The organism is Klebsiella sp. EMBS2024, assembly GCF_036233805.1.
Classification (GTDB): domain Bacteria; phylum Pseudomonadota; class Gammaproteobacteria; order Enterobacterales; family Enterobacteriaceae; genus Klebsiella; species Klebsiella pneumoniae.
On the sequence record NZ_JAZARW010000001.1, the window covers coordinates 4,878,692 to 4,905,339 of the forward strand.

General features: G+C 55.9%; 25 protein-coding genes. 18 read left to right on the top strand and 7 right to left on the bottom strand.

The features are described from left to right. Positions 1-31: 31 nt before the first annotated feature. From VZP09_RS22370 to VZP09_RS22385, 4 genes are read left to right on the top strand one after another with little or no spacing between them, the layout of a single operon-like run. A complete protein-coding gene (locus VZP09_RS22370) occupies positions 32-1,063 on the top strand; it encodes an ABC transporter ATP-binding protein (protein WP_032415926.1) in 1,032 nt (343 codons plus the stop codon). 29 nt (positions 1,064-1,092) lie between these two features. Then, the gene (locus tag VZP09_RS22375; protein WP_004177835.1) at positions 1,093-2,232 is read left to right on the top strand and encodes an ABC transporter substrate-binding protein; all 1,140 of its coding nucleotides are present in this window, start codon (positions 1,093-1,095) and stop codon (positions 2,230-2,232) included. Positions 2,233-2,292: 60 nt separating this feature from the next. After that, entirely contained in the window at positions 2,293-3,126 is an 834-nt protein-coding gene (locus tag VZP09_RS22380) for an ABC transporter permease (RefSeq protein ID WP_004177833.1), read from the top strand. Continuing rightward, positions 3,123-3,980: an ABC transporter permease gene (locus tag VZP09_RS22385; protein WP_328795415.1), complete on the top strand. Its 858-nt coding sequence runs from the start codon at positions 3,123-3,125 to the stop codon at positions 3,978-3,980. Before VZP09_RS22380 ends, VZP09_RS22385 begins: the two co-directional genes overlap by 4 nt. 46 nt (positions 3,981-4,026) lie before the next feature. On the opposite strand, the gene VZP09_RS22390 is transcribed toward VZP09_RS22385, so the two are convergent. Further along, positions 4,027-4,308: a YjcB family protein gene (locus VZP09_RS22390; protein WP_004177826.1), complete on the bottom strand. Its 282-nt coding sequence runs from the start codon at positions 4,306-4,308 to the stop codon at positions 4,027-4,029. 506 nt (positions 4,309-4,814) lie between these two features. Between VZP09_RS22390 and VZP09_RS22395 the strand changes: the two genes are divergently transcribed. Further along, a complete protein-coding gene (locus tag VZP09_RS22395) occupies positions 4,815-6,419 on the top strand; it encodes an EAL domain-containing protein (protein WP_020803550.1) in 1,605 nt (534 codons plus the stop codon). Here the strand turns inward: VZP09_RS22395 and soxS are convergent. Further along, on the bottom strand, positions 6,404-6,733 hold the full coding sequence (gene soxS / locus VZP09_RS22400; protein ID WP_004151738.1) for a superoxide response transcriptional regulator SoxS: 330 nt from the start codon (positions 6,731-6,733) through the stop codon (positions 6,404-6,406). The genes VZP09_RS22395 and soxS overlap by 16 nt on opposite strands. Before the next feature lie 84 nt (positions 6,734-6,817). Between soxS and soxR the strand changes: the two genes are divergently transcribed. From soxR to VZP09_RS22420, 4 genes are all read left to right on the top strand, one after another. Continuing rightward, positions 6,818-7,276, top strand: a complete 459-nt coding sequence (gene soxR, locus VZP09_RS22405) for a redox-sensitive transcriptional activator SoxR (RefSeq protein WP_002885077.1) — start codon at positions 6,818-6,820, stop codon at positions 7,274-7,276. 259 nt (positions 7,277-7,535) lie between these two features. Beyond that, entirely contained in the window at positions 7,536-8,204 is a 669-nt protein-coding gene (locus VZP09_RS22410; protein ID WP_002885078.1) for a glutathione S-transferase family protein, read from the top strand. Positions 8,205-8,592: 388 nt separating this feature from the next. Next, positions 8,593-9,942 (top strand): NCS2 family permease, encoded by a 1,350-nt coding sequence (locus tag VZP09_RS22415; RefSeq protein WP_002885079.1) that lies wholly within the window; start codon positions 8,593-8,595, stop codon positions 9,940-9,942. 147 nt (positions 9,943-10,089) lie between these two features. After that, positions 10,090-11,736: a Na+/H+ antiporter gene (locus VZP09_RS22420; RefSeq protein ID WP_002885082.1), complete on the top strand. Its 1,647-nt coding sequence runs from the start codon at positions 10,090-10,092 to the stop codon at positions 11,734-11,736. A gap of 162 nt (positions 11,737-11,898) precedes the next feature. Here the strand turns inward: VZP09_RS22420 and VZP09_RS22425 are convergent, their stop codons facing one another. Then, a complete protein-coding gene (locus VZP09_RS22425; RefSeq protein WP_004177821.1) occupies positions 11,899-12,780 on the bottom strand; it encodes a LysR family transcriptional regulator in 882 nt (293 codons plus the stop codon). Positions 12,781-12,885: 105 nt separating this feature from the next. On the opposite strand from VZP09_RS22425, the gene VZP09_RS22430 reads away from it, so the two are divergent. The 7 genes from VZP09_RS22430 to VZP09_RS22460 all read left to right on the top strand — a co-directional run bounded on the left by VZP09_RS22430 (position 12,886) and on the right by VZP09_RS22460 (position 20,031). After that, positions 12,886-13,293 (top strand): CidA/LrgA family protein, encoded by a 408-nt coding sequence (locus tag VZP09_RS22430; RefSeq protein WP_002885086.1) that lies wholly within the window; start codon positions 12,886-12,888, stop codon positions 13,291-13,293. Continuing rightward, complete coding sequence (locus VZP09_RS22435; protein ID WP_002885088.1) at positions 13,290-13,979, top strand: LrgB family protein; 690 nt, start codon at positions 13,290-13,292, stop codon at positions 13,977-13,979. Before VZP09_RS22430 ends, VZP09_RS22435 begins: the two co-directional genes overlap by 4 nt. Positions 13,980-14,489: 510 nt before the next feature. Continuing rightward, positions 14,490-15,047 (top strand): fimbrial protein, encoded by a 558-nt coding sequence (locus VZP09_RS22440; RefSeq protein ID WP_004192602.1) that lies wholly within the window; start codon positions 14,490-14,492, stop codon positions 15,045-15,047. A gap of 60 nt (positions 15,048-15,107) precedes the next feature. After that, complete coding sequence (locus tag VZP09_RS22445) at positions 15,108-15,797, top strand: fimbrial assembly chaperone (RefSeq protein WP_021464888.1); 690 nt, start codon at positions 15,108-15,110, stop codon at positions 15,795-15,797. Continuing rightward, on the top strand, positions 15,751-18,330 hold the full coding sequence (locus VZP09_RS22450) for a fimbria/pilus outer membrane usher protein (protein WP_023288133.1): 2,580 nt from the start codon (positions 15,751-15,753) through the stop codon (positions 18,328-18,330). Before VZP09_RS22445 ends, VZP09_RS22450 begins: the two co-directional genes overlap by 47 nt. Before the next feature lie 35 nt (positions 18,331-18,365). Next, on the top strand, positions 18,366-18,914 hold the full coding sequence (locus VZP09_RS22455) for a fimbrial protein (protein WP_004151734.1): 549 nt from the start codon (positions 18,366-18,368) through the stop codon (positions 18,912-18,914). 19 nt (positions 18,915-18,933) lie between these two features. Beyond that, on the top strand, positions 18,934-20,031 hold the full coding sequence (locus VZP09_RS22460) for a type 1 fimbrial protein (RefSeq protein WP_002885139.1): 1,098 nt from the start codon (positions 18,934-18,936) through the stop codon (positions 20,029-20,031). Between the two features lie 47 nt (positions 20,032-20,078). Here VZP09_RS22460 and actP read toward each other — a convergent pair whose 3' ends face one another. The 3 genes from actP to acs all read right to left on the bottom strand — a co-directional run bounded on the left by actP (position 20,079) and on the right by acs (position 24,184). Then, positions 20,079-21,731: a cation/acetate symporter ActP gene (gene actP / locus VZP09_RS22465; protein WP_024623073.1), complete on the bottom strand. Its 1,653-nt coding sequence runs from the start codon at positions 21,729-21,731 to the stop codon at positions 20,079-20,081. After that, entirely contained in the window at positions 21,731-22,042 is a 312-nt protein-coding gene (locus tag VZP09_RS22470) for a DUF485 domain-containing protein (protein ID WP_004177812.1), read from the bottom strand. The genes actP and VZP09_RS22470 overlap by 1 nt, the downstream gene beginning before the upstream one ends. 183 nt (positions 22,043-22,225) lie before the next feature. Next, entirely contained in the window at positions 22,226-24,184 is a 1,959-nt protein-coding gene (acs, locus tag VZP09_RS22475) for an acetate--CoA ligase (protein ID WP_002885145.1), read from the bottom strand. A gap of 100 nt (positions 24,185-24,284) precedes the next feature. Between acs and VZP09_RS22480 the strand changes: the two genes are divergently transcribed. Continuing rightward, positions 24,285-24,485: a hypothetical protein gene (locus tag VZP09_RS22480; RefSeq protein WP_328795503.1), complete on the top strand. Its 201-nt coding sequence runs from the start codon at positions 24,285-24,287 to the stop codon at positions 24,483-24,485. Positions 24,486-24,596: 111 nt separating this feature from the next. Then, positions 24,597-25,910 carry a glutamate/aspartate:proton symporter GltP gene (gene gltP, locus VZP09_RS22485; protein WP_004146659.1) on the top strand — a complete coding sequence of 438 codons (1,314 nt, stop codon included), beginning with the start codon at positions 24,597-24,599 and terminating at the stop codon, positions 25,908-25,910. 36 nt (positions 25,911-25,946) lie between these two features. Here the strand turns inward: gltP and VZP09_RS22490 are convergent, their stop codons facing one another. Continuing rightward, a complete protein-coding gene (locus VZP09_RS22490) occupies positions 25,947-26,633 on the bottom strand; it encodes a tetratricopeptide repeat protein (RefSeq protein ID WP_004151733.1) in 687 nt (228 codons plus the stop codon). Between the last annotated feature and the right edge of the window lie 15 nt (positions 26,634-26,648).

Sequence of the window (26,648 nt, forward strand, 5' to 3'; positions counted from 1 at the left end):
AATGCCGCAGCAGCGCTTTCAGGTAGCAAATATGAGTTATTTACAGATCTCCGGCCTTAAAATTAGTTATGGCGATAAGGTGGTTTTACATAATATCGATCTGGCGGTAGAGCAGGGAGAGATGATTGCTCTACTGGGCCCGTCGGGATGCGGAAAAACCACGCTGCTGAACGCCCTCTGCGGCTTTATTCCGGTGCAAAGCGGCGAGGTGGCTATTGCCAGCCGAACGATCACTCATCTTGCGCCGGAGCAGCGCAATATCACCATGGTATTTCAAAGCTACGCCCTGTGGCCGCACCTGACGGTAGCGCGCAATATCGGCTATGGCCTGAAGCTGCGCAAATGGCGCGGGGCGGATATCGCGCGGCGGGTGGCGGAGCTGCTGCGAATAGTCAATCTCGAAGGGCTTGGCGAGGTGAAAGTGACCGAACTGTCGGGCGGCCAGCGGCAGCGGGTGGCGCTGGCGAGAGCCCTGGCCATAGAGCCCCAGGTGCTGGTGTTGGATGAGCCGTTATCTAATCTGGATGCCAAAGTGCGCCTGAATGTGCGCCATGAAATTAAATCTCTGCAAAAGAGACTGGGGTTCACGTCATTAATTGTCACCCACGATCAGCAGGAAGCCTTAGTGATGGCGGACCGCATTGCGGTATTAAATCAGGGGCGTATTGAACAAACCGGCACGCCGGAAGAAATATATCAACGCCCCGCGACGCCCTTCGTCGCTGATTTTATGGGGGCCGATAATAAAATAATTTCCGGTGAATTATCCGCTGCCGCAATATCCGGTTTATCTGCCGCTCAGCAGGGTGACAACGTTATTTATTTTCGCAGCGCCGATGCCGCGCTCGCTGAATTAACGCAGCCTGCGCCGCAGGAGGGGCTGGCTCTGGAAGGCGTGGTGGAGCAAAGCGCGTTTCTGGGCAATCTGTATCGTCACAGCGTGCGCTGCCATGACCGCCTGCTGCTGGCGGATGCCGCGCAGTGCTGGCCGACAAAAAGCCGCGTTCGGCTCCATGTGCCAACGCCGGCCCTGCATATTTTTCCTTTAGCACTATCACAGTGATATCAGCGTGTTCATTCTGGGGACAATCCATGTTGACTAAGACGAAAGCAGCGATCGTAACGACCCTCTTCCTGAGCCTTGGCGCACAGGCCGACACCATTCTCAACGTCGCCACCGCGGGCGATCAGAATATGGTGGATTATGTAAAAACCTGGCTGGGGCCAAAATTTGAAGCCGCTCATCCCGGCGTCAAGGTGCGGGTGATCGGTACCGGCCCCGGCGACGCCGGGTCGAATAAAATTAGCGAGAAGCTAACGGCCCAGCAGGAGAGCGGCGCGCAGCAGTGGGATATCGACGTCGCGGTAGTGCACCAGAAGGCGGGCGGTGAGCAGGTGGCAAAGGGATTGCTGCAAAAATACCGTCAGGATATTCAGACCGGCGGCATGGTGAGTTCGCCGAGCGCCACCCAGGCGCTGGGCGTTAACGTTGACGGATACGTGATGCCGATGTTCTTAAGCCAGACCGCTATCGCCTGGAACAGCGATCTGGTCACTACCCCGCCGGCGTCGTATGACGAGCTGGTGGCCTGGACGCAGAAACACCCGCAGGCTTTTGGCTATAACGGCATCAAGAACGGCATGTCCGGCGTCAGCTTTGTGGTGGGCTGGATCTACGCCTACGGGACCGACGCCCAGCGTCTCTCCGCCGGGCCCTATGATAAAAGCGTCGAAAAAGGCTGGCAGCAGGCCTATGAGAAGCTAAAGGCGTTCAATAAAAACGTAACTTTCACCCCGGGCAACGCCGGGACGCTCGATATGCTGAGCCGGGGGGAAATCGCCATGGGCCCGGTGTGGGTCGATATGTTCTATAGCTGGAAAGATCAGGGCAAGCTGCCGCCGTCGATCAAGCTTGCTTTACTGGCGCCGGGCATGCCGGGCCAGCCGATGTATTACGTCATCCCGGCGAAGGCGGCGAATCCGCAGCTGGCGCGCGACTTTATCGCGCTGGCCACCAGCCCGGAAGTGCAGGCGCAGGGGATCGTCAAGCAGTTCAACTGGTATCCGGGCATCGACGCCGGGCAGGTGAAGCCGAAGCTGGATGCGGCGACCTGGCAAAAGCTGTTTGCCGAAATCTCGCCGGAAGCGCTGGCGAAGTATGGCAAAAGCTTCCCGATCGCCCCCTACTTTGACGATATCAAAGAGGGTTACGAAAGCCAGGTGGCTAATTAAACCTTTTTCCAGCCCGGGCCGCCGTCCCGGGCGCTTGCTTGTGCTGACGCCAGGTTTATTATGTCCAGTTCATTAAAATATCTGCTGCTGGTTGCCCCGGCGGCGCTGATGATCGCGATCCTGTTTTTGTATCCGCTGGGGTTTTCGCTGGTCTCGGCGTTTACCGCGCCGGGACAGCCGTTCACCCTCGATCACTTCCGCAAGGTCTATGCGCTCTACGCCAGCGATGTGCTCTTTTCGCTGCTTATCGTGCTGATCTCAGTGGCGCTGTTAGCGCTGCTCGCCATTACCCTGTCGGCAGTGATTGCGCTGTCACCCTGCCGACCCGTTGTGCGTTTGCTGGGTTTTTTGTATCGCCTGCCGCTGTTTATTCCTTTTATCGTTGTTGCCCAGATGATGCGCACTTTTCTCGCCAAAAATGGCCTGATGAACAATGCGCTGGTGGCGGCCGACCTGGTCACGCCGCTGGAGACGCTCTCCTGGCTGGGATGGAAAGGGATAGTGATCACCTTTGTCTGGAAGCAACTGGCCTTTGCCACGCTGCTGATCTGCGGGGCGATGGCGGCGCTGGAGTCGTCGCAGATCCTTGCTGCACGTAATCTTGGCGCCTCCCGGCCGCGGATCCTGTTCGATATCATGCTGCCGCAGGTCCTGCCGACTATCGGCGTGGCGCTGGTGCTGTCGACGGTGACCATGATGTCGGTGCTGTCGGTACCGTTGATGATCGGCGTGGGGACCCCGACGATGCTAACCGTGGATATGGCATTTCGCGTCAATTCCTATGGTGATTACGCGGTAGCGAATGCGCTTGGCGTGGTGTCGCTGGCGATCTGCGGCGCGCTGTCGTGGTTTTACCTGCGCCACAGCCTGCAGCAAAAAGGCGGTGAATCATGAAAGCGCTGGCCCTCGTATCAACCCCGGCATGGTGGGTGAAAGGGCGCCGTAAAGTGCGCGCCAGTCCGGTGCTACAGACCCTGCTGCTGCTGTTTATGCTGCTGGCGATGTTTGGTCCGCTGCTGAACCTGTTGATCTGGACCGTAGCGGAAAGCTGGTATTTTCCCCATTCGCTGCCCAGCCGGTGGGGGCTGAAGTACTGGTATCAGGTTTTCAATCCATACAGCGATGTCTCCAGCTCGCTGTTAACCAGCGTGCTGATCGCTCTGTTATCGGTGGGGGTCTGTTTGCTGATTTCCGTACCCGCCGGCTATGCGCTTTCCCGGCGGAAAATGCCATTACGGATGCTGTTCATGCTGCTATTTCTTATCCCGCAGGCCTTTCCTAACCTGACGGTATACNTGAATGTTGCCCGATTGTTTTATCAGTGGGGATTGAACGGCAGTATCGCAGGGGTGGTGCTGGTGCATAGCGTCCACGGTCTGATGTACTCGGTGTGGATCTGTGTGGCCGCGTTTTCAGCCATCGACCCGCTGCTGGCGCGGGCATCGCGTAACCTTGGCGCCGGGCCGGTGTATACCTTCTGGCACATTGTGCTGCCGCAGGCGGCGCCGGGGATCGTTGCCGCCAGCATCTTTGTTTTTCTGGAGTCGCTGGATGAGTTTACCGGCACTTTCTTCGTCGGGGCGCCGGATATCACCACGCTGCCGCTGCTGCTCTATAACGCCAGCATGTCGGGTAACTATCAGGTCTCGTCGATTACCGCGCTGATTTTGCTGGCCCCATCGCTGCTCTTTATGGTGGTGATCCATAAATTTATGCGTCCGGAGATGATGGCCAAATTAGGGAAATAAGGGCTGCAGAAAACGAAAAAGCTTCCCGTCGGGAAGCTTTTTAACCTCAGGTCATCATCATTGGCCATTCTGGCGGTGTCTGACTCATGACTTCAATCATCACATCTTTGATATTGCCCCAGATTTTGGCCATATCAAGCAGGGTGATACCGAGCAAACCGGTGGCGAACCAGCAGGCGGCGGCCAGGCCGAGGCAGCTGCAGATCACCGCCAGACCGGCGTAATCGCTTTTGCGAAGCTGAATATTCAGTGAGCTGGCGAGAAACATCAGCACCGCGCTCACCAGGGGCCAGCGCAATAATACGACACTGGTAGTAATGGAAGCCATTAACCTATCCTCAAAGAAAGTCGGGAGCCATGGACGACCTGGCGCGACTGACGATGGCATAGCGCTCTGGTCTCAACTGGCGTACTAGAGAGTGATGAAACGCCATTTCTGTTTCATCAACTTGTGTGAACTATATCACACTTGGCGCTTTATTCACCAGTCAAAAAATGAGCTTTTGCTGCGTTTAATAACTATGAAGTTTGTGTGGATATTGGTGGGCAACCCCGGGAAGCATATTTTCATTCACTGCCTAATGATTATTATTCTGCGGGTTTTATTACCTGTTCTTGTTTATTACACGGAGAAACCGAGTCAGATGCGCGTCTATTCTTAATCTTGCCGGAATATCTTCCGAATACCTGATAAATAAGTATTATTCATCACCATCAGAGGTAAAACTGACGCTCGTGAGGGCTGTCGGATGTCAGCTGATGTCTATCGCAATCGCGATTGCTAACGTGTTCGGGCTACCTTAATTAAGGCATATCGCATGGATGTAAGCGTAAATGGGTGACAGTGCGCCGCATAAGGCGCTAAGACTCATCGGAACAGGTTTGGTTATTTTATTGCCAGTGGTGCTGGCATTGTGGTTTGCCCAGCTGCGGGCTAAAGCCGAAACCATTGATCAATTACACTCATTTTCGCAGTTGGCGCTGCAAAAAACGGAAATGGTCATCCGGGAAGCGGATCAGGCTCGGGCTAAAGCCAGCCAGTATCGCGGTGAGTTGTGTTCAGCGGAGCACCAGCGTTATTTACTGCATATTGTGCGCGGCCTGCTGTATGTGGAAGATCTGATCTACGCTAACGGCCAGCGCTTTATCTGTTCAACGTCCGTTCATCAGCAAACCGGCTGGCGGATGCAGGCGGCTAATTACACCAAAAAGCCGGATGTCGCGATTTACTATTACCGGGACACGCCGTTTTATCCGGGCTTTGCCATGAATTATATGCAGAAGGGGCCCTATGTTGTGGTGGTTAATCCCTTCTCGTACAGCTCGGTGATCGCCAGCGACCGCGATTTAGCCTATGGCGTTTTCGATACCAAAACCAACCTCTTTTTCTCGGTAAGTAACAATGTCGAGCCCGCGGAACTCCATGCGTTAATTCGCGAAGGCGATACCTTTTTTAATCAGAATGGCCGGGTGTATACGATCGCCCGCTCCGCTATTCGCCCCATCGCCGTCATTATGTCCACCTCGCGGGCCAGCTACTATCACAACTTTTGTGACCAGGCCAGTCTGACGCTGCCGCTGGGGATAATTTGCAGTATTTTACTGGTGCTGGTGTGGTCGCGCACCCGCCGACAGTATCACTCGCCGCGCAATATGCTGCAGCGGGCTCTGAGCTGCCGCCAGCTGCGCCTGCACTACCAGCCGATTATCGATATTAAAAATAACCGCTGCGTTGGGGCGGAAGCGCTGCTGCGCTGGCCTGGGTTTGACGGTCCGGTGATGAACCCGGCGGAGTTTATTCCGCTGGCGGAAAATGAAGGCATGATTGCCCAGGTCACGGACTACGTGGTGGATGAACTGTTTTATGAAATGGGTGAGTTTCTGGCCAGCCATCCACAGTTGTATATAGCCATCAATCTCTCTGCGTCGGATTTCCATTCGGCGCGGCTGATTTCACAGATCAGTGAGAAAGCGCACAGCTACGCGGTCTGTATCGGACAAATCAAAATCGAAGTGACCGAGCGCGGGTTTATCGACGTACCGAAGACCACGCCGGTGATCCAGGCGTTCCGCGAAGCAGGCTATGAAATTGCCATCGACGATTTCGGCACCGGCTACTCGAATCTGCATAATCTGCACGCGCTGAACGTCGATATCCTCAAAATCGATAAAACCTTCGTCGATACGCTCACCACCAACAACACCAGCCACCTGATTGCTGAGCATATCATCGAGATGGCGCGCGGGTTGCGGTTAAAGACGATTGCAGAAGGCGTGGAGACGCCGGAGCAGGTAAGCTGGCTCTACAAGCGCGGCGTACAGTATTGCCAGGGCTGGCTGTTTGCGAAAGCGATGCCGGCGCGGGAGTTTATGCAGTGGTTAGCCAATGCTCCCGCGCCCGCGAACGTGCCTCAGCCGCCGCGTCACGCGGAGATCTGATGGCGATAGTCGCTGGGAGTGCGGTCAAACTCGCGGCGGAACACCCGGGAGAAGGTTTGCTGCGAGACGTAGCCCAGATCCATGGCGATATCAAAGATCGGCCGCTGGGTGGTTCGCAACGCTTCCGCCGCCAGCAGCAGGCGGCGCTGGCGAATATAGTCCCCCAGCGTCTGATGCATCACGGTACGGAACATCCGCTGCAGGTACCACTTCGAGTATCCTGACTTTCTGGCGACTATATCAATGTTAAGTGGTTGATCGATATGTTCATCAATCCATTCAATCAAAGTTTGAATAATATCCTGATGGGACATAAAGCGGCCTCTCTCAATTCTCGATTCGTCGTTTTGTCTGCAGGCGAGTATAATTCCTCAAGTTAACTTGAGGTAAAGCGCTTTATGGAAAAGAAATCACCCCGCATCAAAATGCTGTTGACGCCTGGAGAAGTGGCAAAACGAACCGGCGTGGCGGTCTCGGCCCTCCATTTTTATGAGAGTAAAGGATTGATCCACAGTCAGCGGAATGCCGGCAATCAGCGGCGCTACCGGCGTGACGTTCTGCGCGCGGTGGCGATTATCAAAATTGCGCAACGTATTGGCATCCCGCTGGCCACTATCGGCGACGCGTTTGGCGTGCTGCCGGAAGGGCACAATCTCAGCGCAAAAGAGTGGAAGATGCTGTCATCGCAGTGGCGTGAGGAGCTGGATCGGCGCATTCATACCCTGACGGCGCTACGCGACCAGCTCGACGGCTGTATCGGCTGCGGCTGTTTATCGCGACGCGACTGCCCGCTGCGCAACCCTGGCGATAAACTGGGGGAAGAGGGAACCGGCGCCCGGCTGCTGGAAGACGAGTGATAAAACTAAAGCGCCACAACTGGGCGCTTTAGTTGTTTTCCGGTCTTGGTCTTTCGCATTATCTCGCTGGTTCGCGAGAGGGTTTCCCCCGACGTCGACGTCCCTCAGTATTGCGCAATCTGTTGATGGAGGTTCCGGTTTGCGTCGACACTTTAACTATGGCATCTGCCGTCGCTTTTTCCTCACTATTTTGCTGAAATTTTCCCGGCAATGAGCGCCTGTTCCTATAGTTAATTTGAACAAACTACGGGAGAGGCTCATGCTGACGGTACATCATCTTAATCAATCACGATCGCAACGCGTACTGTGGGCACTGGAAGAGCTGCAGCTGCCTTATCAGATAGTCCGCTATCAGCGGGAGAAAACGATGCTGGCGCCGGCGGCGCTAAAAAAAATCCATCCGTTGGGCAAATCACCGGTACTGGAAGACAACGGCTATGTGCTGGCGGAGTCCGGGGCGATCCTCGAGTATTTGCAGGAAACCTGGGACAGCGGCGGGTTGTTGAAGCCGCAGGGAATTGACGACAAACTGCAGTACCGCTTCTGGCTGCACTATGCCGAAGGCTCGCTGATGCCGCTGCTGTTAATGAAGCTGGTGTTCGCCAGCCTTGGCAAACCCCCTGTGCCCTTTGGCGTTCGCTCGCTGGGTTCGCTGCTGGGCAAGGGGATACAGAAAACGTGGCTCGATCCGCAGCTGGCCACCCATGCGCGGTTCATTGACGACCATCTTGCCGCACGGCCATGGTTCGCTGGCGAGCGGCTGAGCATGGCCGATATCCAGATGAGCTTCCCGGTGATGGCATTGTTGGCGCGCGGCGGCATGCATGACCTTGTCCATATCGAGGCCTGGCGTCAGCGAGTGGAACAGCGACCGGCCTGGCAACGCGCCATCGAGCGCGGCGGCCCCTTCACCTTACCCGGCGCCTGAGATATCAGCGGATCCGATGACGTCGATAAATGAAAGCAACTCACTAAAAAATTGTTAGCGGATTGCGCATGGACGATAACGTTTGCGCATCGTCTGGTTATTTTCTGTTCGTCATAAGCGAAATTTAGCGAAATACGATAAACATCGGTTGAAAAGGGTTATCTAAAGGCCGGATAATCGTTTGCCTTTCTGTTTCGCTCCCCCTTTTTTCTGCTGTCCGGGGGAGGCGATAAGGTTGACCACCGTAGTGTATGCGCGGAGTTAAACGTTTGCTTTTTTGCGGCCCCCCTGGCGCTGCGATTCGGTACATGGAGATCGCGTTTAACTGGCAGTGGACGGTCCACCACGCATATCAACGAACGATAAAAATTTTCAGGGGAAGTTTTCTATGTCTACGCCTTCAGCGCGTACCGGCGGTTCATTGGACGCCTGGTTTAAAATTTCGGCGCGCGGCAGCACCGTGCGTCAGGAGATTGTTGCAGGTCTTACTACCTTTCTGGCGATGGTGTACTCCGTCATCGTGGTGCCGGGCATGCTCGGAAAAGCGGGCTTCCCGCCGGCCGCGGTGTTTGTCTCGACCTGTCTGGTAGCGGGCGTTGGCTCGCTGGCGATGGGATTATGGGCGAATCTGCCGATGGCGATCGGTTGCGCTATCTCGTTGACCGCCTTCACCGCCTTCAGCCTGGTGCTGGGGCAGCAGATCAGTATTCCGGTAGCCCTCGGCGCAGTATTCCTGATGGGGGTCCTGTTTACGGTGATCTCGGCAACCGGCATTCGCAGCTGGATCTTGCGTAACCTGCCGCAGGGCGTGGCGCACGGTACCGGGATCGGCATTGGCCTGTTCCTGCTGCTGATCGCCGCCAACGGCGTTGGTCTGGTGATCAAAAACCCGCTGGACGGTTTGCCGGTGGCGTTGGGCAACTTTGACAGTTTCCCGGTGGTGATGTCGCTGATTGGCCTCGCGGTGATCATTGGTCTGGAAAAAATGAAGGTGCCGGGCGGCATTCTGCTGACCATTATCGGCGTGTCGATTGTCGGCCTGATTTTCGATCCCAACGTCCATTTCTCCGGCATTTTCGCTATGCCATCCCTGAGCGATGGCCAGGGTAATTCCCTGATCGGCAGCCTGGATATCGTCGGCGCGCTCAACCCGGTCGTGCTGCCAAGCGTGCTGGCGCTGGTGATGACGGCGGTCTTTGACGCCACCGGTACCATCCGTGCCGTGGCTGGCCAGGCGAACCTGCTGGATAAGGACGGACAGATCATCAACGGCGGTAAAGCGCTGACCACCGACTCCCTGAGCAGCGTCTTCTCCGGTTTAGTCGGGGCGGCGCCGGCGGCGGTTTATATCGAATCGGCGGCGGGTACCGCGGCCGGTGGTAAAACCGGTCTGACCGCGGTGACGGTCGGTGTCCTGTTCCTGCTGATCCTGTTCCTCTCCCCGCTCTCTTATCTGGTGCCGGCCTACGCGACCGCGCCGGCGCTGATGTACGTTGGCCTGCTGATGCTGAGCAACGTGGCGAAAATCGATTTCAATGACTTTGTTGACGCGATGGCTGGCCTGATCACCGCGGTGTTTATCGTGCTGACCTGTAACATCGTGACGGGCATCATGATCGGTTTCGCGACCCTGGTTATTGGCCGTCTGGTCTCCGGAGAGTGGCGCAAACTGAACCTCGGCACGGTGATTATCGCTGTGGCGCTGGTGGTGTTCTACGCCGGCGGCTGGGCGATTTAAACCCTTCGTGCTCCTCACGGGCGGCTCAGGCCGCCCGTTTTATTTTTAAGCCACATCCTGTTTCCATTTGCGTTAATCTGGGTAGCGTATGATTCACAGGCACGACGCCTTACAGGTATAAAAGAAAACGCAGCAAACAGGGAACACATGGAAATATTCTTTACCATCCTCATCATGACCCTTGTGGTCTCACTCTCCGGGGTAGTGACGCGCGTACTGCCCTTTCAGGTTCCACTTCCACTGATGCAAATCGCCATTGGCGCGCTTCTGGCGTGGCCGACCTTTGGTTTGCACGTTGAATTTGATCCAGAGCTGTTTCTGGTACTGTTTATCCCGCCGCTGCTATTCGCCGACGGCTGGAAAACGCCAACCCGCGAATTTATTGAACACGGGCGCGAGATCCTCGGCCTGGCGCTAGCGCTGGTGGTCGTGACGGTGGTCGGCATCGGCTTTCTGATCTACTGGATTGTGCCGGGCATTCCGCTGATCCCGGCGTTCGCGCTGGCGGCCGTGCTGTCGCCGACCGACGCCGTGGCGCTTTCGGGCATCGTTGGGGAAGGGCGGATACCGAAGAAAATCATGGGCATTCTGCAGGGGGAGGCGCTAATGAACGACGCCTCCGGCCTGGTCTCGCTCAAGTTTGCCGTCGCGGTGGCGATGGGCACCATGGTCTTTACCGTTGGCGGCGCCACCGTAGAATTTCTGAAGGTGGCGATTGGCGGCGTGCTGGCCGGGTTTGTGGTGAGCTGGTCGTATGGCCGCTCGATGCGCTTCCTCAGCCGCTGGGGCGGGGATGAACCCGCCACGCAGATTGTCCTGCTGTTCCTGCTGCCGTTTGCCTCCTATCTGATTGCCGAACATATCGGTGTCTCCGGCATCCTGGCGGCGGTAGCGGCGGGGATGACCATCACCCGTTCCGGCGTGATGCGCACCGCGCCCTTGGCCATGCGCCTGCGCGCCAACAGCACCTGGGCAATGTTGGAGTTTGTCTTCAACGGCATGGTCTTCCTGTTGTTGGGCCTGCAACTGCCGGATATCCTCTCCAGTTCGCTGGTAGCGGCGGAGGCCGACCCCAACGTTGAGACCTGGATGCTGTTTACCGACATTATCCTGATCTATGCCGCGCTGATGCTGGTGCGTTTTGGCTGGCTGTGGTCGATGCGTAAGCTCAGTCAGCGCTTCCTGAAGAAGAAGCCGATGGAGTTTGGCTCCTGGACCACGCGCGAGCTGCTGATCTCCTCCGTTGCCGGGGTGCGCGGGGCGATTACCCTCGCCGGTGTGCTCTCCATTCCTCTGCTGCTGCCTGACGGGAATGTCTTTCCGGCGCGCTATGAGCTGATTTTCCTCGCCGCCGGGGTGATCCTGTTCTCGCTGTTCGTCGGGGTGATTGCGCTGCCGATCCTGCTACGTCACATTGAATCGAGCGATAATGTGCAGCAGCGGAAAGAGGAGCGTCTGGCGCGCGCGGCAACGGCTGACGTGGCGATTGTGGCGATCCAGAAGATGGAAGAGCGTCTGGCGGCGGATACCAAAGAGAATATCGATACCCAGCTGCTGACCGAAGTCAGTTCGCGGGTGATCGGTAACCTGCGCCGGCGCGCCGATGGGCGTAACGACGTGGAAACCTCTATGCTCGAAGAGAGTCTGGAACGCCGCTTCCGCCTGGCGGCGCTGCGCTCTGAGCGCGGCGAGCTGTATCATCTGCGCGCCACCCGGCAGATCAGTAACGAGACGCTGCAGAAGCTGCTCCACGATCTCGACCTGCTGGAAGCGCTGTTAATCGAAGATCAATAACCTGTAATCCGAATAGCGCGACGCTTATTCGGACTACTGGCGAGACTGCAGTAAATGTGTAGCCCCGGTAAGCGTTAGCGCGACCGGGGGAAACCCGGGCAGCGGCGCAAGCGCCTGACCCGGGCTACCCCTTCCCTTGCGGAACGCGTTGTCACCAGGGAATTATTCCAGCCAGAACGCTTTGCTGCACGCCAGCCAGGCCTCAGCGCTACGCGACATATATACGCCTTCCCGCCAAATCATCCCCAGCTCCCAGCGCAGCTCGCTTTGCAACGGGATCCAGCAAAAATTCTGCCGGTCGAGACGCTGGCAAATCGGTTCCGGCAGGATCGCTACGCCAATGCCCGCCTGCACCATGGCGGCGAGAAAATCCCACTGGCCGCTGCGCACTGCGATACGTGGCTTCACGTCATGCTCGGCAAACAGCCGCATCAGCTGCTGGCTAAGGGCAAATTCCTCGTTGTAGATAACCAGCGGATGCGACGCCAGCTCGGCCGGCGAGAGCGAGGTTTTACCTTCCCACTCCGCGGTCCTTGGCGTCAGGACGCACAGCGGGTGATTGAACAACGGCAGAATGGTGAGGCTGCTATCCTCCTCGACAGGCAGGGCGGTCATCGCCATATCAAGTTCGCCATTGCTGACCGCCTGCTGGACCGTCAGGCCGCCAAACTCGGCGATCTTCAGCTCGACGCCCGGATAGCGCTGGCGGAAGCGACTGATCGGCTCGGCCATCAGCATCCCGACCATCGGCGGAATGCCAAGCCGCAGCACCCCTTTATGCAGGTGGTTGATATCGCTCAGCTCTGACTCCAGCTGGCTGAACTCGCCCAAGATCGCCTGGCCGCGTTCAAAAACGACGCGCCCGGTATCGGTGAGCAGTAGTTTGCGGCCGTCGCGGATCAACAGCGTGCAGTTCAGCTCATCTTCGAGATTCTTGAGCATCTTGCTGATGGTGGGCTGTGTGACAAACAGCTTTTCCGCCGCGCGAGTAAAACTCTGCTGACGAACCACTTCAACGAAATAGCGCAGCGTTCGGATATCCATAATTATTCCCTGAGACTATACCTGCGATGATTTTAATTCATTTCTGTCCGCTTCGGCGGCTCTCTATACTGCTCGCCTGACTTCTTTTTTTCAGGACTATCGCACATGGCCTTCGCGCCAGCTCGCGTTGCCCCCGCCGTGGCGCAACGACTTCAGATCCCGGTACAGGTACTTCTCTACGTCGGGTTATTCATCTTCGCACAATATCTGGTGAACAGGTGGCAGGTACCGCTGCCGGCTAACCTGGTCGGCATGGTGATGCTCCTGCTGCTGATCGTCTGCCGGGTGATACCGGTAAGCTGGGTGCGCGCCGGCGCCCGCTGGCTGCTGGCGGAGATGCTGCTGTTTTTCGTCCCGGCGGTGGTCGCGGTGGTGAACTACGCCCAGCTGTTGATGGTCGATGGTTGGCGGATTTTTCTGGTGATTGCCTTAAGCACGCTGATGGTGCTCGGCGCCACCGCCTGGGTCGTTGACAAGGTCTATCGTTACGAAGTGGGCAGGTTAAAAAAATGAGCGATGCCGTGCTGAGTATCCTGTGCCTGGTGGCGACGCTGGTCCTCTATTACGCCAACAAAAAACTGTATCGCCGTTTTCATAAACTCCCTCTGATGCCGCTGGTGTTCACGCCGATCCTGCTGGTGCTGATTCTGGTGGTAGGCCACATCTCTTATCAGAGCTATATGGGAGAGACCCACTGGCTGCTGTGGCTGCTGGGCCCGGCGACCATCGCCTTTGCCGTTCCGGTGTATGAAAATGTCGCGGTGATTAAACGCCACTGGATGTCGCTCAGCGCCGGGGTGGTGACGGCGGTAGTGGTGGCTGTCACCAGTTCCGTATGGCTGGCGCGCGGGTTTATGTTGTCTGATGAAATTCAGCGTAGCCTGGCGGTGCGCTCGGTGACCACGCCCTTTGCGCTGGCGGCGGCGAAACCGCTCGGCGGTCAACCCGATCTGGTGGCGCTGTTTGTGGTGATCACCGGCGTGTTTGGCATGGCGGTGGGAGATATGCTGTTTTTACGTCTTGCTATCCGGGAAGGGATGGCGAAAGGAGCCGGGTTCGGCGCGGCTTCCCATGGTGCGGGAACGGCGCGCTCGTATGAGCTGGGCCAGCAGGAGGGCGTGGTGGCCAGCCTGGTGATGATGCTGTCAGGCGTAGTGGTGGTGCTGGCTGCGCCGGTCGTCCGCTGGCTGCTGTTTTAACATTATCGCCAGAGTGAATGTTAATAAATATTGAGGAGAGGAATAGCTATCGGCTATTCCCTGTTTTTGTTATTGATGCATTTAACGGTTCATCATAAAAGATTAAGCCAATTCTTATATCAGCACTGACTTTGTAACGAAATGTTTCTCTGCATGCCCGTATTTAATTATGGGGCAAATATTATATAAATATCCAATTATCTTTGCGAATTTTATAACTTTATAACTCTTTGATTTTTATGGTTTTGAATATGGCCACGCATGCGTTGTGATGTTATATCGCANAAAATCAATTTTTACATTAATAATTGAGTTCTTACCTCGTGCTAGTTATTATTTTTACGCGAGCTTGTATTATTGAATGGATTCAAATGCTGGTCGTTTATTTATGAATAATATTAATTGTCATAAACCATATGTCATGTAAATACATGCATGACGCCGCGCTGCTTGAATTTCATTCTCTAATATCGCTGCATAAAGCAATTGACGGACTGATTGTCGTTTATAATGGATATGGGAATAAATATGAAGATGAGTAAAAAATTTCTGGCGGGTGCCCTGATTTTCTCTGCCTGCAGCGCGCTGTCTACCGTTGCGCAGGCTGATAACACCATTACCTTTAATGGTATTGTTTCCGATACCACCTGTACGGCGACCATTGATGGCGGTGTAACGGCTATTGATATGGGCACCACCTCAGTGGCGGATCTGAAAGCGTATACCTTCGGCGCTGCCAAGAACTTCTCCTTTAGCTTAGCTGATTGCCCGACCGCGGAAGAAGGTGGCAACAGTATCGCCCGCGTCACTTTTGGCGGTGTTTCCGATACCGCGAACAGCGATTATTTTAAAAACCAGGCAACTGATGAGCCGGCAACCGGCGTCGCTGTGGCCCTTTTCGACGAAGCGGGCAATGTGATGAAGAATAACGAAGAGGGTTCTGATGTTGATATCTCTTCGGGTGCAGCAACCATTCCGTTCACCGTTAAAATGGTGAAATCGGGTGATGCCGATCCGACGAAAGGTACCGTTCAGACAACCGTGACTTATAACGTGACCTATCATTAATTCGGCTTCTTGTTGAATGGAGAAAGGGGAATCGCCTGCTATTCCCCTTAAATTAAACATATGAGATATCCTTTTTTTGCGATCGGTTTATTGCTGTCTTCTTCCTTCGCGCAGGCCAGCGTGGTCGTTGGCGGTACGCGTCTGGTTTTTGATGGTACGAAAAATAACGCTGTAATAACGGTTGAGAATAAAGATCAGAACAGCAATATCGTTCAGTCCTGGCTCTCGGTGGTTGATGCAGCCTCACCTGCCAAAGACGCATTTATTATTACGCCGCCGCTGTTTCGTCTCAAAGCCGGGGAGAAAGGATTTGTCCGCGTAGTTCGATCAGGAAAGAAATTACCCGACGATCGCGAGTCGATGTTTTGGCTCAATATTAAAGGGATCCCGGCAACAGAGTATGTACCTGATAAAAATGTCGTACAGTTTGCGATTAATTCGAAAATAAAATTGATTTATCGACCCGCTGCGTTAAAAGGTAATACACCGGAAGCGTACGCTGAAAAATTACAGTGGGGGAAAGAGAGGTCGTCGGTGACGGTAAAAAATAACTCACCGCTGTATATGAATTTCTCACAGGTTAGCCTTAACGGTAAAAATATTTCTGGCGCATGGTTTGCTGCCCCGTTTTCCACCTTAAAAATACCCGTGCAGAGTAGCCTGTCGGCGACAGGAAAAAAAGAGATCACATGGAGCGTGATTAATGATTATGGTATGTCAGGGAAGAAATATACCGCTATCATTCAGTAGCGTTGAGCTGCTATTTTCAACTAAAAGTATCTGCGTCGCTATTATTCTGTGCCTAAGTACTCTGCCCTCTCGCGCGGAGGCCGGCGAATATTTCAACCCAAATTTACTCGAAGTCGCCGAGAGTCCTGCGGCTTCGGTTGATCTATCCTATTTTTCGCAAGATGGCATACCGCCGGGCACCTATCACCTGGATGTTTACATCAACGATAAGTACGTCAGTTCAGACTCGCTGACTTTTCAGGAAATTAGCCATGACGCAGGCGCGACTGCTTCTCCCTGCCTGTCCGCGGAGTATCTGAATTCATGGTTGATTAATACCACCGCCTATCCGCAGTTGTTCGAGGCAGGGGAAACCTGCGCCCGGCTGTCGGCGATCCCCGGGATGACGTTCTCGGTATCTCTTGCCCAGCAGCGCATTGATTTTACCGTGCCGCAGGCCGCCATGCTGAATCGCCCCAGAGACTATATTCCCGAGAGCCAGTGGCAACAGGGGATCAATGCCGGTCTTCTCAACTATAGCGTCACCGGTCAGCGTAATGCGCCGCGGCATAACGGCGCCACTATCGACAGTCAGTTCGTCAGCCTGCAGCCTGGGCTGAATCTGGGACCATGGCGCCTGCGCAACTACAGCACCTATAGCCACAGCGATAACAACAGCCGCTGGGAGTCGGTTTACTCCTATCTTGCCCGCGATATTCACACCCTACGCAGCCAGCTGGTGGTCGGTAATACGTATACCTCTTCCGGCATTTTCGACAGTTTGAGTTTTACCGGTCTGCAGCTCAGTTCGGACAAAGAGATGCTGCCGGATAGCCTGCATGGCTTTGCGCCGACGATTCGAGGGATCGCGCGCACCACCGCGGAGGTCTCGGTTTATCAGAATGGTTACAGCATTTATAAAACCACCGTCGCTCCCGGCGCCTTTGAAATTAACGATCTGTACGCCACCGGCAGCGCCGGCGACCTGTACGTCAACATTAAAGAGTCTGACGGCAGCGAGCAAAACTTTGTGGTGCCTTTCGCGTCGCTGGCGATCCTGCAACGTGAGGGCCAGCTGGACTATGCGCTGAGCAGCGGCAGGACGCGATCGGGTAGCTCCGACGATAAAGAATATAACTTTATTCAGTCTTCCCTGGCCTATGGCGCCACCAGCAACATCACTTTTTATACTGGTTTCCAGCAGGCGGAAGATAAATACACCAACCTGTTGTTAGGCGCTGGCTTTAACCTCGGTACTATCGGTGCGCTGTCGTTTGATGGCTCTCAGTCGTGGGCCGACGTGAAAACCAGCGATACGGCCTCGTCAACCAGTAAAGAGCAAGGGCAATCGTATCGCGTCCGCTTCAGTAAAAGCTTTCTGCAGACGGGCACCAGCTTTTCCGTGGCCGGTTATCGCTACTCCACCTCGGGATATTATTCGTTTCAGGACTTTGTCGATAACTCTTCCACACAGCGCGACTGCTGTACGCAGAGCGGCAGAACGAAAGGCCGGTTTGACGCATCGTTGTCGCAAACGCTGTTTGGCTATGGTTCGCTCTCGCTTTCGTTGGTCAATGAGACCTACTGGGACAGTTCGCGTATGGAATCGGTGGGCGTGGGCTATAGCGGGTCGATTGGCAAGGCTTCCTACTTTATTAACTATTCCTATAACCGCAATGTGCAAAGCACCGATGACAGCAGCAATAACCGGCCGGCCAGCGATACGGTCGTCTCCCTGACGTTAAGTATTCCGCTTGGCGAGACGCTCTCGGCAAATTACACCATGAACCATGGTCGGCATAACGATACCACGCACAGCGTGGGGCTCAACGGCTCGGCGTTTGAGGATCGTTCCCTGAACTGGAGCGTACTGGAAGGGTACAACACGCAGGATAAAAGCACCTCCGGCAACCTCAGCGTCAACTACCAGGGCTCGAAAGGGGATGTGGCTGGCGGCTATGGCTACGACCGCTACAGCAATCACTACAACTATTCGCTGCGCGGGGGCATGGTCGCCCATGCGGGCGGACTCACGCTATCACGCTTTCTTGGCGAGAGTTCTGCGCTGGTCGAAACGCCTGGCGTCAGCGATGTGACAGTGCGCGGTCAGACAAACGTGACGACGGATGCCGCCGGATATGCGGTGGTGCCTTACGTCCGTCCGTACCATCGTAACAGCCTGGCGCTGGATGAACAGGAAATACCTGGCGCTGAAGTGGATAACGTCGCCAGAACGGTGGTTCCGACGCGCAATGCGATCGTCAAAGTGAAGTACGACACGCGAATTGGCTATAAGGCGATGCTCACCCTGCGTACCCGCAATGGCGTGGTGCCTTTCGGCGCGCTGGTGACCCTCGATAATGATCACGGTAGCGCGTCGCGCAGCAATATCGTTGGCGATGAGGGGCAGGTGTATCTAACGGGGCTGCAGAAAAAAGGCCAGCTGTTAGCGCGCTGGGGGGAGAAAAGCAGTGAGCAGTGCACCGTTCATTATGACTTCTCCGGCATGGCCCTTGGCGACGATATTCTGTTCTATCAGGCCGAATGTCGGTAATGGATGCAGGTTTTCAACATGGAAGAGGGGCTGATATGAATATGCGAGACGGCAGCACAAGGGGCCTCCTGGTGGCCATTTTGCTGCTCTCCCTTCCGGCGCTGGCTTATGAGGGCAGCAGCACGGTCAATTTTAACGTCACGGGCACCATCGAAGCGCCTTCCTGTGAGGTGGCCGTGGAGCCGTCGAACAGTATCGATTTAGGCACCGTCTCCTCGCAGACGTTCTCCGGACATGCCGGGGCGAGCGGCGCCAGCGTGCCGGTTAAGCTGGTCTTTTCCAGCTGTTCCGCCGATGCGTCGGCGGTGACCATCGCGTTTAGCGGCACCAGCTTCGATAGCACCCACGCTTCAATCTATAAAAACTTCCAGACTGGCAGCAACGGTGCCAGCGGCGTCGGTTTGCAGCTGCAGAGCATGGCCGACCAGCAGCCCCTTGGCCCCGGCGACCAGTATCTCTATACCTTTGGGGACGATGCGGATATCCATACCTTTAATATGGTGGCACGTATGTTTTCGCCTTATGGCCAGGTAAGGTCCGGGATGGTCGGGTTTACCGCCACGTTCGATGTGGCCTACAAATAACGTTTCGACAGGGATGGGTATGAAAAAACTGATCTTATTGCTCATATTGGCACTGTGTCCCGTCTATAGCTGGGCGGCCTGCACGGGAACCAACTATGGCGATGTCTCGATGACCAACCTGCCGGAAAAGATCCTGGTCAATGCCGGGAGCTATACCGCAGGGACGGTACTGTATGACTCGGGGAAGATTACGCGCTCGCAAACGGAATTGCTTAACTGTGAGGGGAGCACCTACGCGGTTTTTGCCTGGTCCTCGAACAATGCCGGGGCACTGATAGGGGATAATATCTATGCCACCTCGGTGCAGGGGATCGGTATCCGCGTCAAGGTGTGGCTCAATATCAGCGGTGAATATGGCGATGACACCGATGATTTCAGCCCCGACTCGCAGGTGCATTATATTGGTGATGTGAATTATTACCTCGGAAAGCCGACAGGTCTTTTCGACTCTTTCGCGTCGACTCATTATACCCCGGCGTATCAGCTGCAGCTGGTGGCCACCGGCGGCGCCATCGCCAGCAAGAGTCAATTATCGTTCAGCGACCCGGTGGCCACGGTATCGGCCAAGGATAAAAAGGGGACCATCGCTATTTCACAACTGCACATCAGCGGCACCACCAGCATCCAGCTAATCCCGATGGGGTGTATTGTCGGTAGCAATAATCTCAGTTTTTCCATGGGCAGCATCAATGCCAGTGAGTTTAATACCGCGACGAAGGTGGGTAGCGCGCGGCAGTCTCTGAGCCTCTCCTGCGAGCCGGGAACTAACGTTTCGATGCGTGTGGCGGCTGCTTCTGCAAGCGGGGATAACCCTGACAATACGGTGATGGCCCTCACGGCGGAACAGAATGCCGCCACTGGCGTGGGAGTGCAGTTAAATTTGAATGGCAAAGCACTGCCGTTAAATACCGATATCAGCCTCTATACTTCGAGCCGCGCGACGGTGACCAACAGCGGCGCGGATGCCAGCTACAGCTATTTCACCAACCCCGACAGCCCCGGAGGCGCAGCGGCCATGCAGACGCTCGCCTTATCCACTAACTATTACAGGACGGGGAGCGCGGTGACCGCGGGGACAGCCAACGCCACCGGGGTGATCACCTTTACTTATAACTGANNNNGAGAATCCCTTCCCCGAACGATGCCGGGGAAGGGAGAGGACGATTAATGCGCCTGGCCGCGTTCGATACCGATCCCGGTTTGTGAACGGATAAACTGGGCGCGGAACTGCTCGCGCTCGCGCATCCCTTCCGGTGAGTTATCGGTGGCGGAGAAGACCCAGATGCCAATGAACGCGATGGCAATGGAGAACAGCGCCGGATATTCATACGGGAACAGCGCTTTCTCATGGCCGAGGATCTGCACCCAAATGGTAGGGCCGAGGATCATCAGAATGACCGCAGTCAGCAGGCCCAGCCAGCCGCCGACCATCGCGCCGCGGGTGGTCAGCTTNGACCAGTACATCGACAGCAGAATAATCGGGAAGTTACAGCTGGCGGCGATGGAGAAGGCCAGGCCGACCATGAAAGCAATATTCTGATTTTCAAACAGAATACCCAGCAGAATGGCCACCACCCCAAGGATCAGCACGGTGATCTTGGAGACCTTCAGCTCCTGACGCTCGGTCGCGCCCTTGCGGAAGACGTTGGCGTACAGGTCGTGCGACACCGCTGACGCGCCGGCGAGGGTCAGGCCCGCCACCACCGCCAGGATAGTGGCGAAGGCTACCGCAGAGATAAAGCCGAGGAACAGGTTGCCGCCAACCGCATCCGCCAGGTGCACAGCCGCCATGTTATTGCCGCCGATAAGCTGTCCGGCCGCGTCTTTAAACGCCGGGTTCGCGCCGACCAGCATGATGGCGCCGAAGCCGATGATAAAGGTCAGGATATAGAAATAGCCCATAAAACCGGTGGCGTAGAAGACGCTTTTACGCGCTTCTTTGGCGTCGCTCACGGTAAAGAAGCGCATCAGAATATGCGGCAGGCCAGCAGTACCGAACATCAGACCCAGACCCAGAGAGAGCGCAGATATCGGATCTTTCACCAGTCCGCCGGGACTCATAATCGCCGCCCCTTTCGGGTGGACCGCCATCGCCTCGGTAAACAGGTTATTGAAGCTGAAGCCGACGTGCTTCATGACCATAAAGGCCATAAAGCTGGCGCCGCACAGCAGCAGAACCGCTTTAATAATCTGCACCCAGGTAGTCGCCAGCATGCCGCCGAACAGGACATAGAGCACCATCAGCACGCCAACCAGCACTACGGCGACATGGTAATTAAGGCCGAACAGCAGCTGGATTAGCTTGCCGGCGCCCACCATCTGGGCAATCAGATACAGGGCCACCACCACCAGCGAACCGCAGGCGGAGAGGGTGCGGATCGGCCCCTGCTTCAGGCGGTAAGAGGCGACATCGGCAAAAGTATAGCGGCCAAGATTGCGCAGACGTTCAGCAATTAGAAACAGGATAATCGGCCAGCCGACGAGAAAGCCCAGCGAGTAGATCAGCCCATCGTAGCCGGAGGTATACACCAGCGCGGAGATACCGAGGAACGACGCCGCTGACATAAAGTCGCCGGCAATCGCCAGCCCGTTCTGGAAGCCGGTAATATTGCCGCCGGCGGTGTAGTAATCGCTGCGCGAACGCACCCGTTTTGAGGCCCAGTAGGTGATGTACAGCGTCAGGGCGACGAAAATCAGGAACATGACAATCGCCTGCCAGTTGGTCGGCTGGCGCTGTACCGCGCCGGTAATAGCGTCTGCGGCGTGAGCGCCGAGGGGCAGCAGCGTGGCGGCGAGCGCCGTCAGGACTCTCTTGATCATGCTTTTACCTCGTTGAGAACGCTTTTGGTCAAACGGTCGAATTCACCGTTAGCTCGCCAGACATAAATACCGGTCAGGATAAACGAAATGACGATCACGCCAATGCCGAGCGGGATCCCGCGGGTGACGCTGGTTCCGGCGTGCAGCGGGGTGCCGAGCCAGCCGGGTGCAAAGGCGATAAGCAAAATAAAGCCCACGTAGATCACTAACATAATCACTGACAGAATGGCGGCAAACCGTTGCCGTGATGCAACTAACTCCCTGAAATGCGCACTATTTTCTATCCGCTGACAAAGTTGTTCATTCATCTTAGCGTCTCCAGAGGTCTCCCTTTCGTCATCCACTCGGCGGACGCTGGCGACAGCAACCCCTCCGGCGACGGAGCCGGGACAGGTGTTGCTGACAGCGTTCCTGCGAGTGAAATCCTGGGGGAGGGACTTATTTTTATCCTCTCCCCGGAAGGGGAGAGGGTGTAGGGAATCGGTCCTTACTTACGATGGCATGGTAATGGCCTGCTTCTCTTCGAGCAGTTTTTCCACGACGCCAGGATCGGCGAGGGTCGAGGTATCGCCGAGGTTGCTGGTGTCGCCTGCGGCAATCTTACGCAGAATGCGGCGCATGATTTTGCCCGAGCGGGTTTTCGGCAGCGAATCGGTCCAGTGCAGCACATCCGGTGTCGCCAGCGGGCCGATCTCTTTGCGTACCCAGTTACGCACTTCGGCATACAACTCCGGCGTCGGTTCTTCGCCGTGATTGAGCGTCACGTAGGCATAGATGGCCTGGCCTTTGATGTTATGCGGGATCCCCACCACCGCCGCTTCGGCGATTTTTGGGTGTGAGACCAGCGCCGATTCGATCTCGGCGGTCCCCAGACGGTGTCCGGAGACGTTCAGGACGTCATCCACCCGGCCGGTGATCCAGTAATAGCCATCTTCATCACGACGCGCGCCGTCGCCGCTAAAGTACATATTTTTGAAAGTGGAGAAGTAGGTTTGCTCAAAGCGCTCATGGTCGCCGAACAGGGTACGCGCCTGGCCGGGCCAGGAGTCGGCGATGGCGAGGTTGCCCTCGGTGGCGCCATCCAGCGGCAGGCCTTCGTTATCCACCAGCACCGGCTGGACGCCGAAGAACGGACGCGTCGCGGAGCCGGCCTTCAGCTCAATCGCGCCCGGCAGCGGAGTGATCATAAAGCCGCCGGTTTCGGTCTGCCACCAGGTGTCCATCACCGGGCACTTCTCGTTACCGATCTTCTTCCAGTACCACTCCCAGGCTTCCGGGTTAATCGGTTCGCCGACCGAGCCAAGAATGCGCAGCGAGGAGCGGTCTGTGCCTTCGATAGCTTTGTCGCCTTCCGCCATCAGGGCGCGAATAGCCGTCGGGGCGGTATAGAGAATGCTGACCTTATGCTTATCGACGACCTGGCACATGCGCGCCGGCGTAGGCCAGTTCGGCACCCCTTCGAACATCAGGGTGGTGGCGCCGCAGGCCAGTGGGCCGTACAGCAGATAGCTATGGCCGGTGACCCAGCCCACGTCGGCGGTGCACCAATAAATATCGCCCGGATGGTAGTCGAAAACGTATTTAAAGGTGGTGGCCGCATAGACCAGATAGCCGCCGGTGGTGTGCAGCACCCCTTTCGGTTTACCGGTGGAGCCGGAGGTATAGAGGATGAACAGCGGATCTTCGGCGTTCATTTCGACGGGCCGGTGTTCGGCGCTGGCGTTCGCAATCAGGTCGCTCCACCACAGATCGCGGCCTTCCTGCCAGTCGATATTGCCGCCGGTGCGTTTCAGGACCACCACGTGCTCAATGCTTTTCACGTTCGGGTTTTTCAGCGCGTCATCGACGTTTTTCTTCAGCGGGATGGCGCGACCGGCGCGCAGCCCTTCGTCAGCGGTGATCACCAGACGTGAGCTGGAGTCGATAATGCGTCCGGCCACCGCCTCCGGCGAGAAGCCGCCGAAAATGACCGAGTGGATTGCCCCGATGCGGGCGCAGGCCAGCATCGCCACCGCGGCTTCCGGCACCATCGGCATATAGATAGCGACCACGTCGCCTTTTTTAATCCCGAGGTCGAGCAGCACATTGGCGAAACGGCACACGTCGGCATGCAGTTCACGGTAGGTGATGTGCTTGCTTTGGCTGGCGTCGTCGCCTTCCCAGATGATGGCGGTTTGATCGCCGCGTTCGGCGAGGTGGCGGTCGAGACAGTTAGCGGCGAGGTTCAGGGTGCCATCTTCATACCATTTGATGGAAATATTACCCGGTGCGAAGGAGGTGTTCTTTACACGGGTATAGGGCCGCATCCAGTCAAGGATCTTGCCCTGCTCGCCCCAAAATGTATCAGGGTCGGTTATGGATTGTTGGTACTGCGCCTTGTACTGATCCGGGTTAATCAGGCAACGTTCCGCAATATTAGCGGGAATAGGGTGTTTGTGAATTTGGCTCATGGCTTTTTTTCTCCTTTGAACTTGTTAAATATATGTCAAACAAACGTTAAGAGTAGGGGTTTTGACAGCTTTGTTTGTTAATTGGGGGGCAGATCACGCAATGATTAAACTGGGTGAAATTNCATCAAATGAAACTTTGAAGCGAAATAATTACGCAAATGANTTTATAGAAACGGAAGCTGTGAAAATTTTTTTATTACAAATACTTATGCAATATAACTGGGGGAAATTCGCTGCTTTATGCATAAAAGCAGAGGAAAGCCCTGTTCTTAAAGGCTTGCGCAGCATGCCGTGCAAATGATACTGATATTGCGCGTTAAATAACCCCACAAAGCAACGCAACACAATTCATACCCCCTGCAGTGGGTACCATGACGAAAAGGAATGGTGCCTTTCATTGAGGAAGTCAGTAGTGAAGAAAACAAAAAAAGTCAGTCTGGCCTGGCAAATTTTGCTAGCCCTGGTGCTGGGTATCCTTCTGGGCAGTTATCTGCATTACCACGCTGAAAGTCGCGATTGGTTAATTAGCAATTTGCTGACGCCGGCGGGCGATATCTTTATCCATCTGATTAAAATGATCGTGGTCCCGATTGTCATTTCGACCCTGGTGGTCGGGATTGCCGGCGTGGGTGACGCCAAACAGTTAGGGCGGATCGGTGCCAAAACCATTATCTATTTCGAAGTGATCACCACGGTGGCGATTGTGCTGGGTATCACCCTGGCCAACGTCTTCCAGCCGGGGACGGGCATTGATATGTCGCAGCTGGCGGCAGTTGATATTTCGAAATATCAGAACACCACCGCCGAAGTGCAGAGCCATGCGCACGGCCTGATGGGCACCATCCTGTCGCTGGTGCCGACCAATATCGTGGCATCGATGGCGAAAGGCGATATGCTGCCGATTATCTTCTTCTCGGTGCTGTTTGGCCTGGGGCTCTCCTCGCTGCCGGCGACCCACCGTGAGCCGCTGGTGACGGTCTTCCGCTCTATCTCCGAGACCATGTTTAAAGTCACCCATATGGTGATGCGCTATGCGCCGGTCGGGGTATTCGCCCTGATTTCGGTAACCGTCGCCACCTTCGGTTTCGCCTCGCTGTGGCCGCTGGCCAAGCTAGTGTTGCTGGTTTACTTTGCGATCCTGTTCTTCGCGCTGGTGGTGCTGGGGATTGTCGCGCGCCTGTGTGGTCTGAGCATCTGGATCCTGATCCGCATCCTGAAAGATGAGCTGATTCTGGCTTATTCTACCGCCAGCTCGGAGAGCGTACTGCCGCGCATTATTGAGAAGATGGAAGCCTACGGCGCGCCGGCGTCGATCACCAGCTTTGTGGTACCGACCGGTTACTCCTTCAACCTCGATGGTTCAACGCTGTATCAGAGCATCGCGGCGATCTTTATCGCCCAGCTGTACGGTATTGACCTCTCTATCTGGCAGGAGATTACCCTGGTGCTGACCCTGATGGTGACCTCGAAAGGGATCGCCGGCGTGCCGGGCGTCTCCTTCGTGGTGCTGCTGGCCACCCTGGGTAGCGTTGGGATCCCGCTGGAAGGGCTTGCCTTTATTGCCGGCGTCGACCGTATCCTCGATATGGCGCGTACCGCGCTGAACGTGGTGGGTAATGCGCTGGCGGTGCTGGTTATCGCCAAGTGGGAGCATAAGTTCGATCGCAAAAAAGCGCTGGCCTATGAACGCGAAGTGCTGGGCAAGTTTGATAAAACCGCCCAATAAAACACAAAGCCCGGCGCGATAGCGCCGGGCTTTTTCTTATCCTTTACTGATCCGGTCAAACTCTTCGCAGCCGGTATCAAACCCCTCCAGGCAACTGACGTTGAGCCAGTGCAGCGCCTTCTGCTTATTCGGTTCGATAAAGCCTTTCTCTCCCTGCTGGAACATCATCCCGGCCCAGTATTCGGCATAGCCGGTGCGGGAAAGTGATGAACTGCCTTTAAAGTATTCACTTGCTTTCACATCATCCTCCGGGCCGTGTACGCCGCTGGCGTAGATCAGCCCCAGCAGCATCTGGGCATCTACCGCCGCATCGCTTTCGCTATCCCGGGCAGCATCCTGCAGCAGCGTGATGGCGTGCGCTACGTCGGTGGCGCCAGCCTGACGGTTGACCAGCACCCGCGCGAGGACGATCTCTCCGGATTTACTGCCGGCCTCGACGGCTTTTTCCGCCAGCTGGCGGGCCTGCGGATAGTCCGCCTGTTGGGGGTTACGGATTTTGAGCTGCGCCAGCAGCGCCAGCGCATCGCCATCGCCCTGGGCGGCCGCCTTCTGCGCCCAGTATTCGGCTTTTTGATAATCGCCGGAGCTGACCCAGGTATCGGCAAGGTAATATTGCGCGCGTCGATCGCCGGCTTCGGCCTGCTGTTGATACTGACTGCCAGGTTCGGTGGCCACCGCTGCGCCGCTGGTGAAAACCAGTAGAAATAAAAAGAGGTATTTCATTTGTATTTATTATCA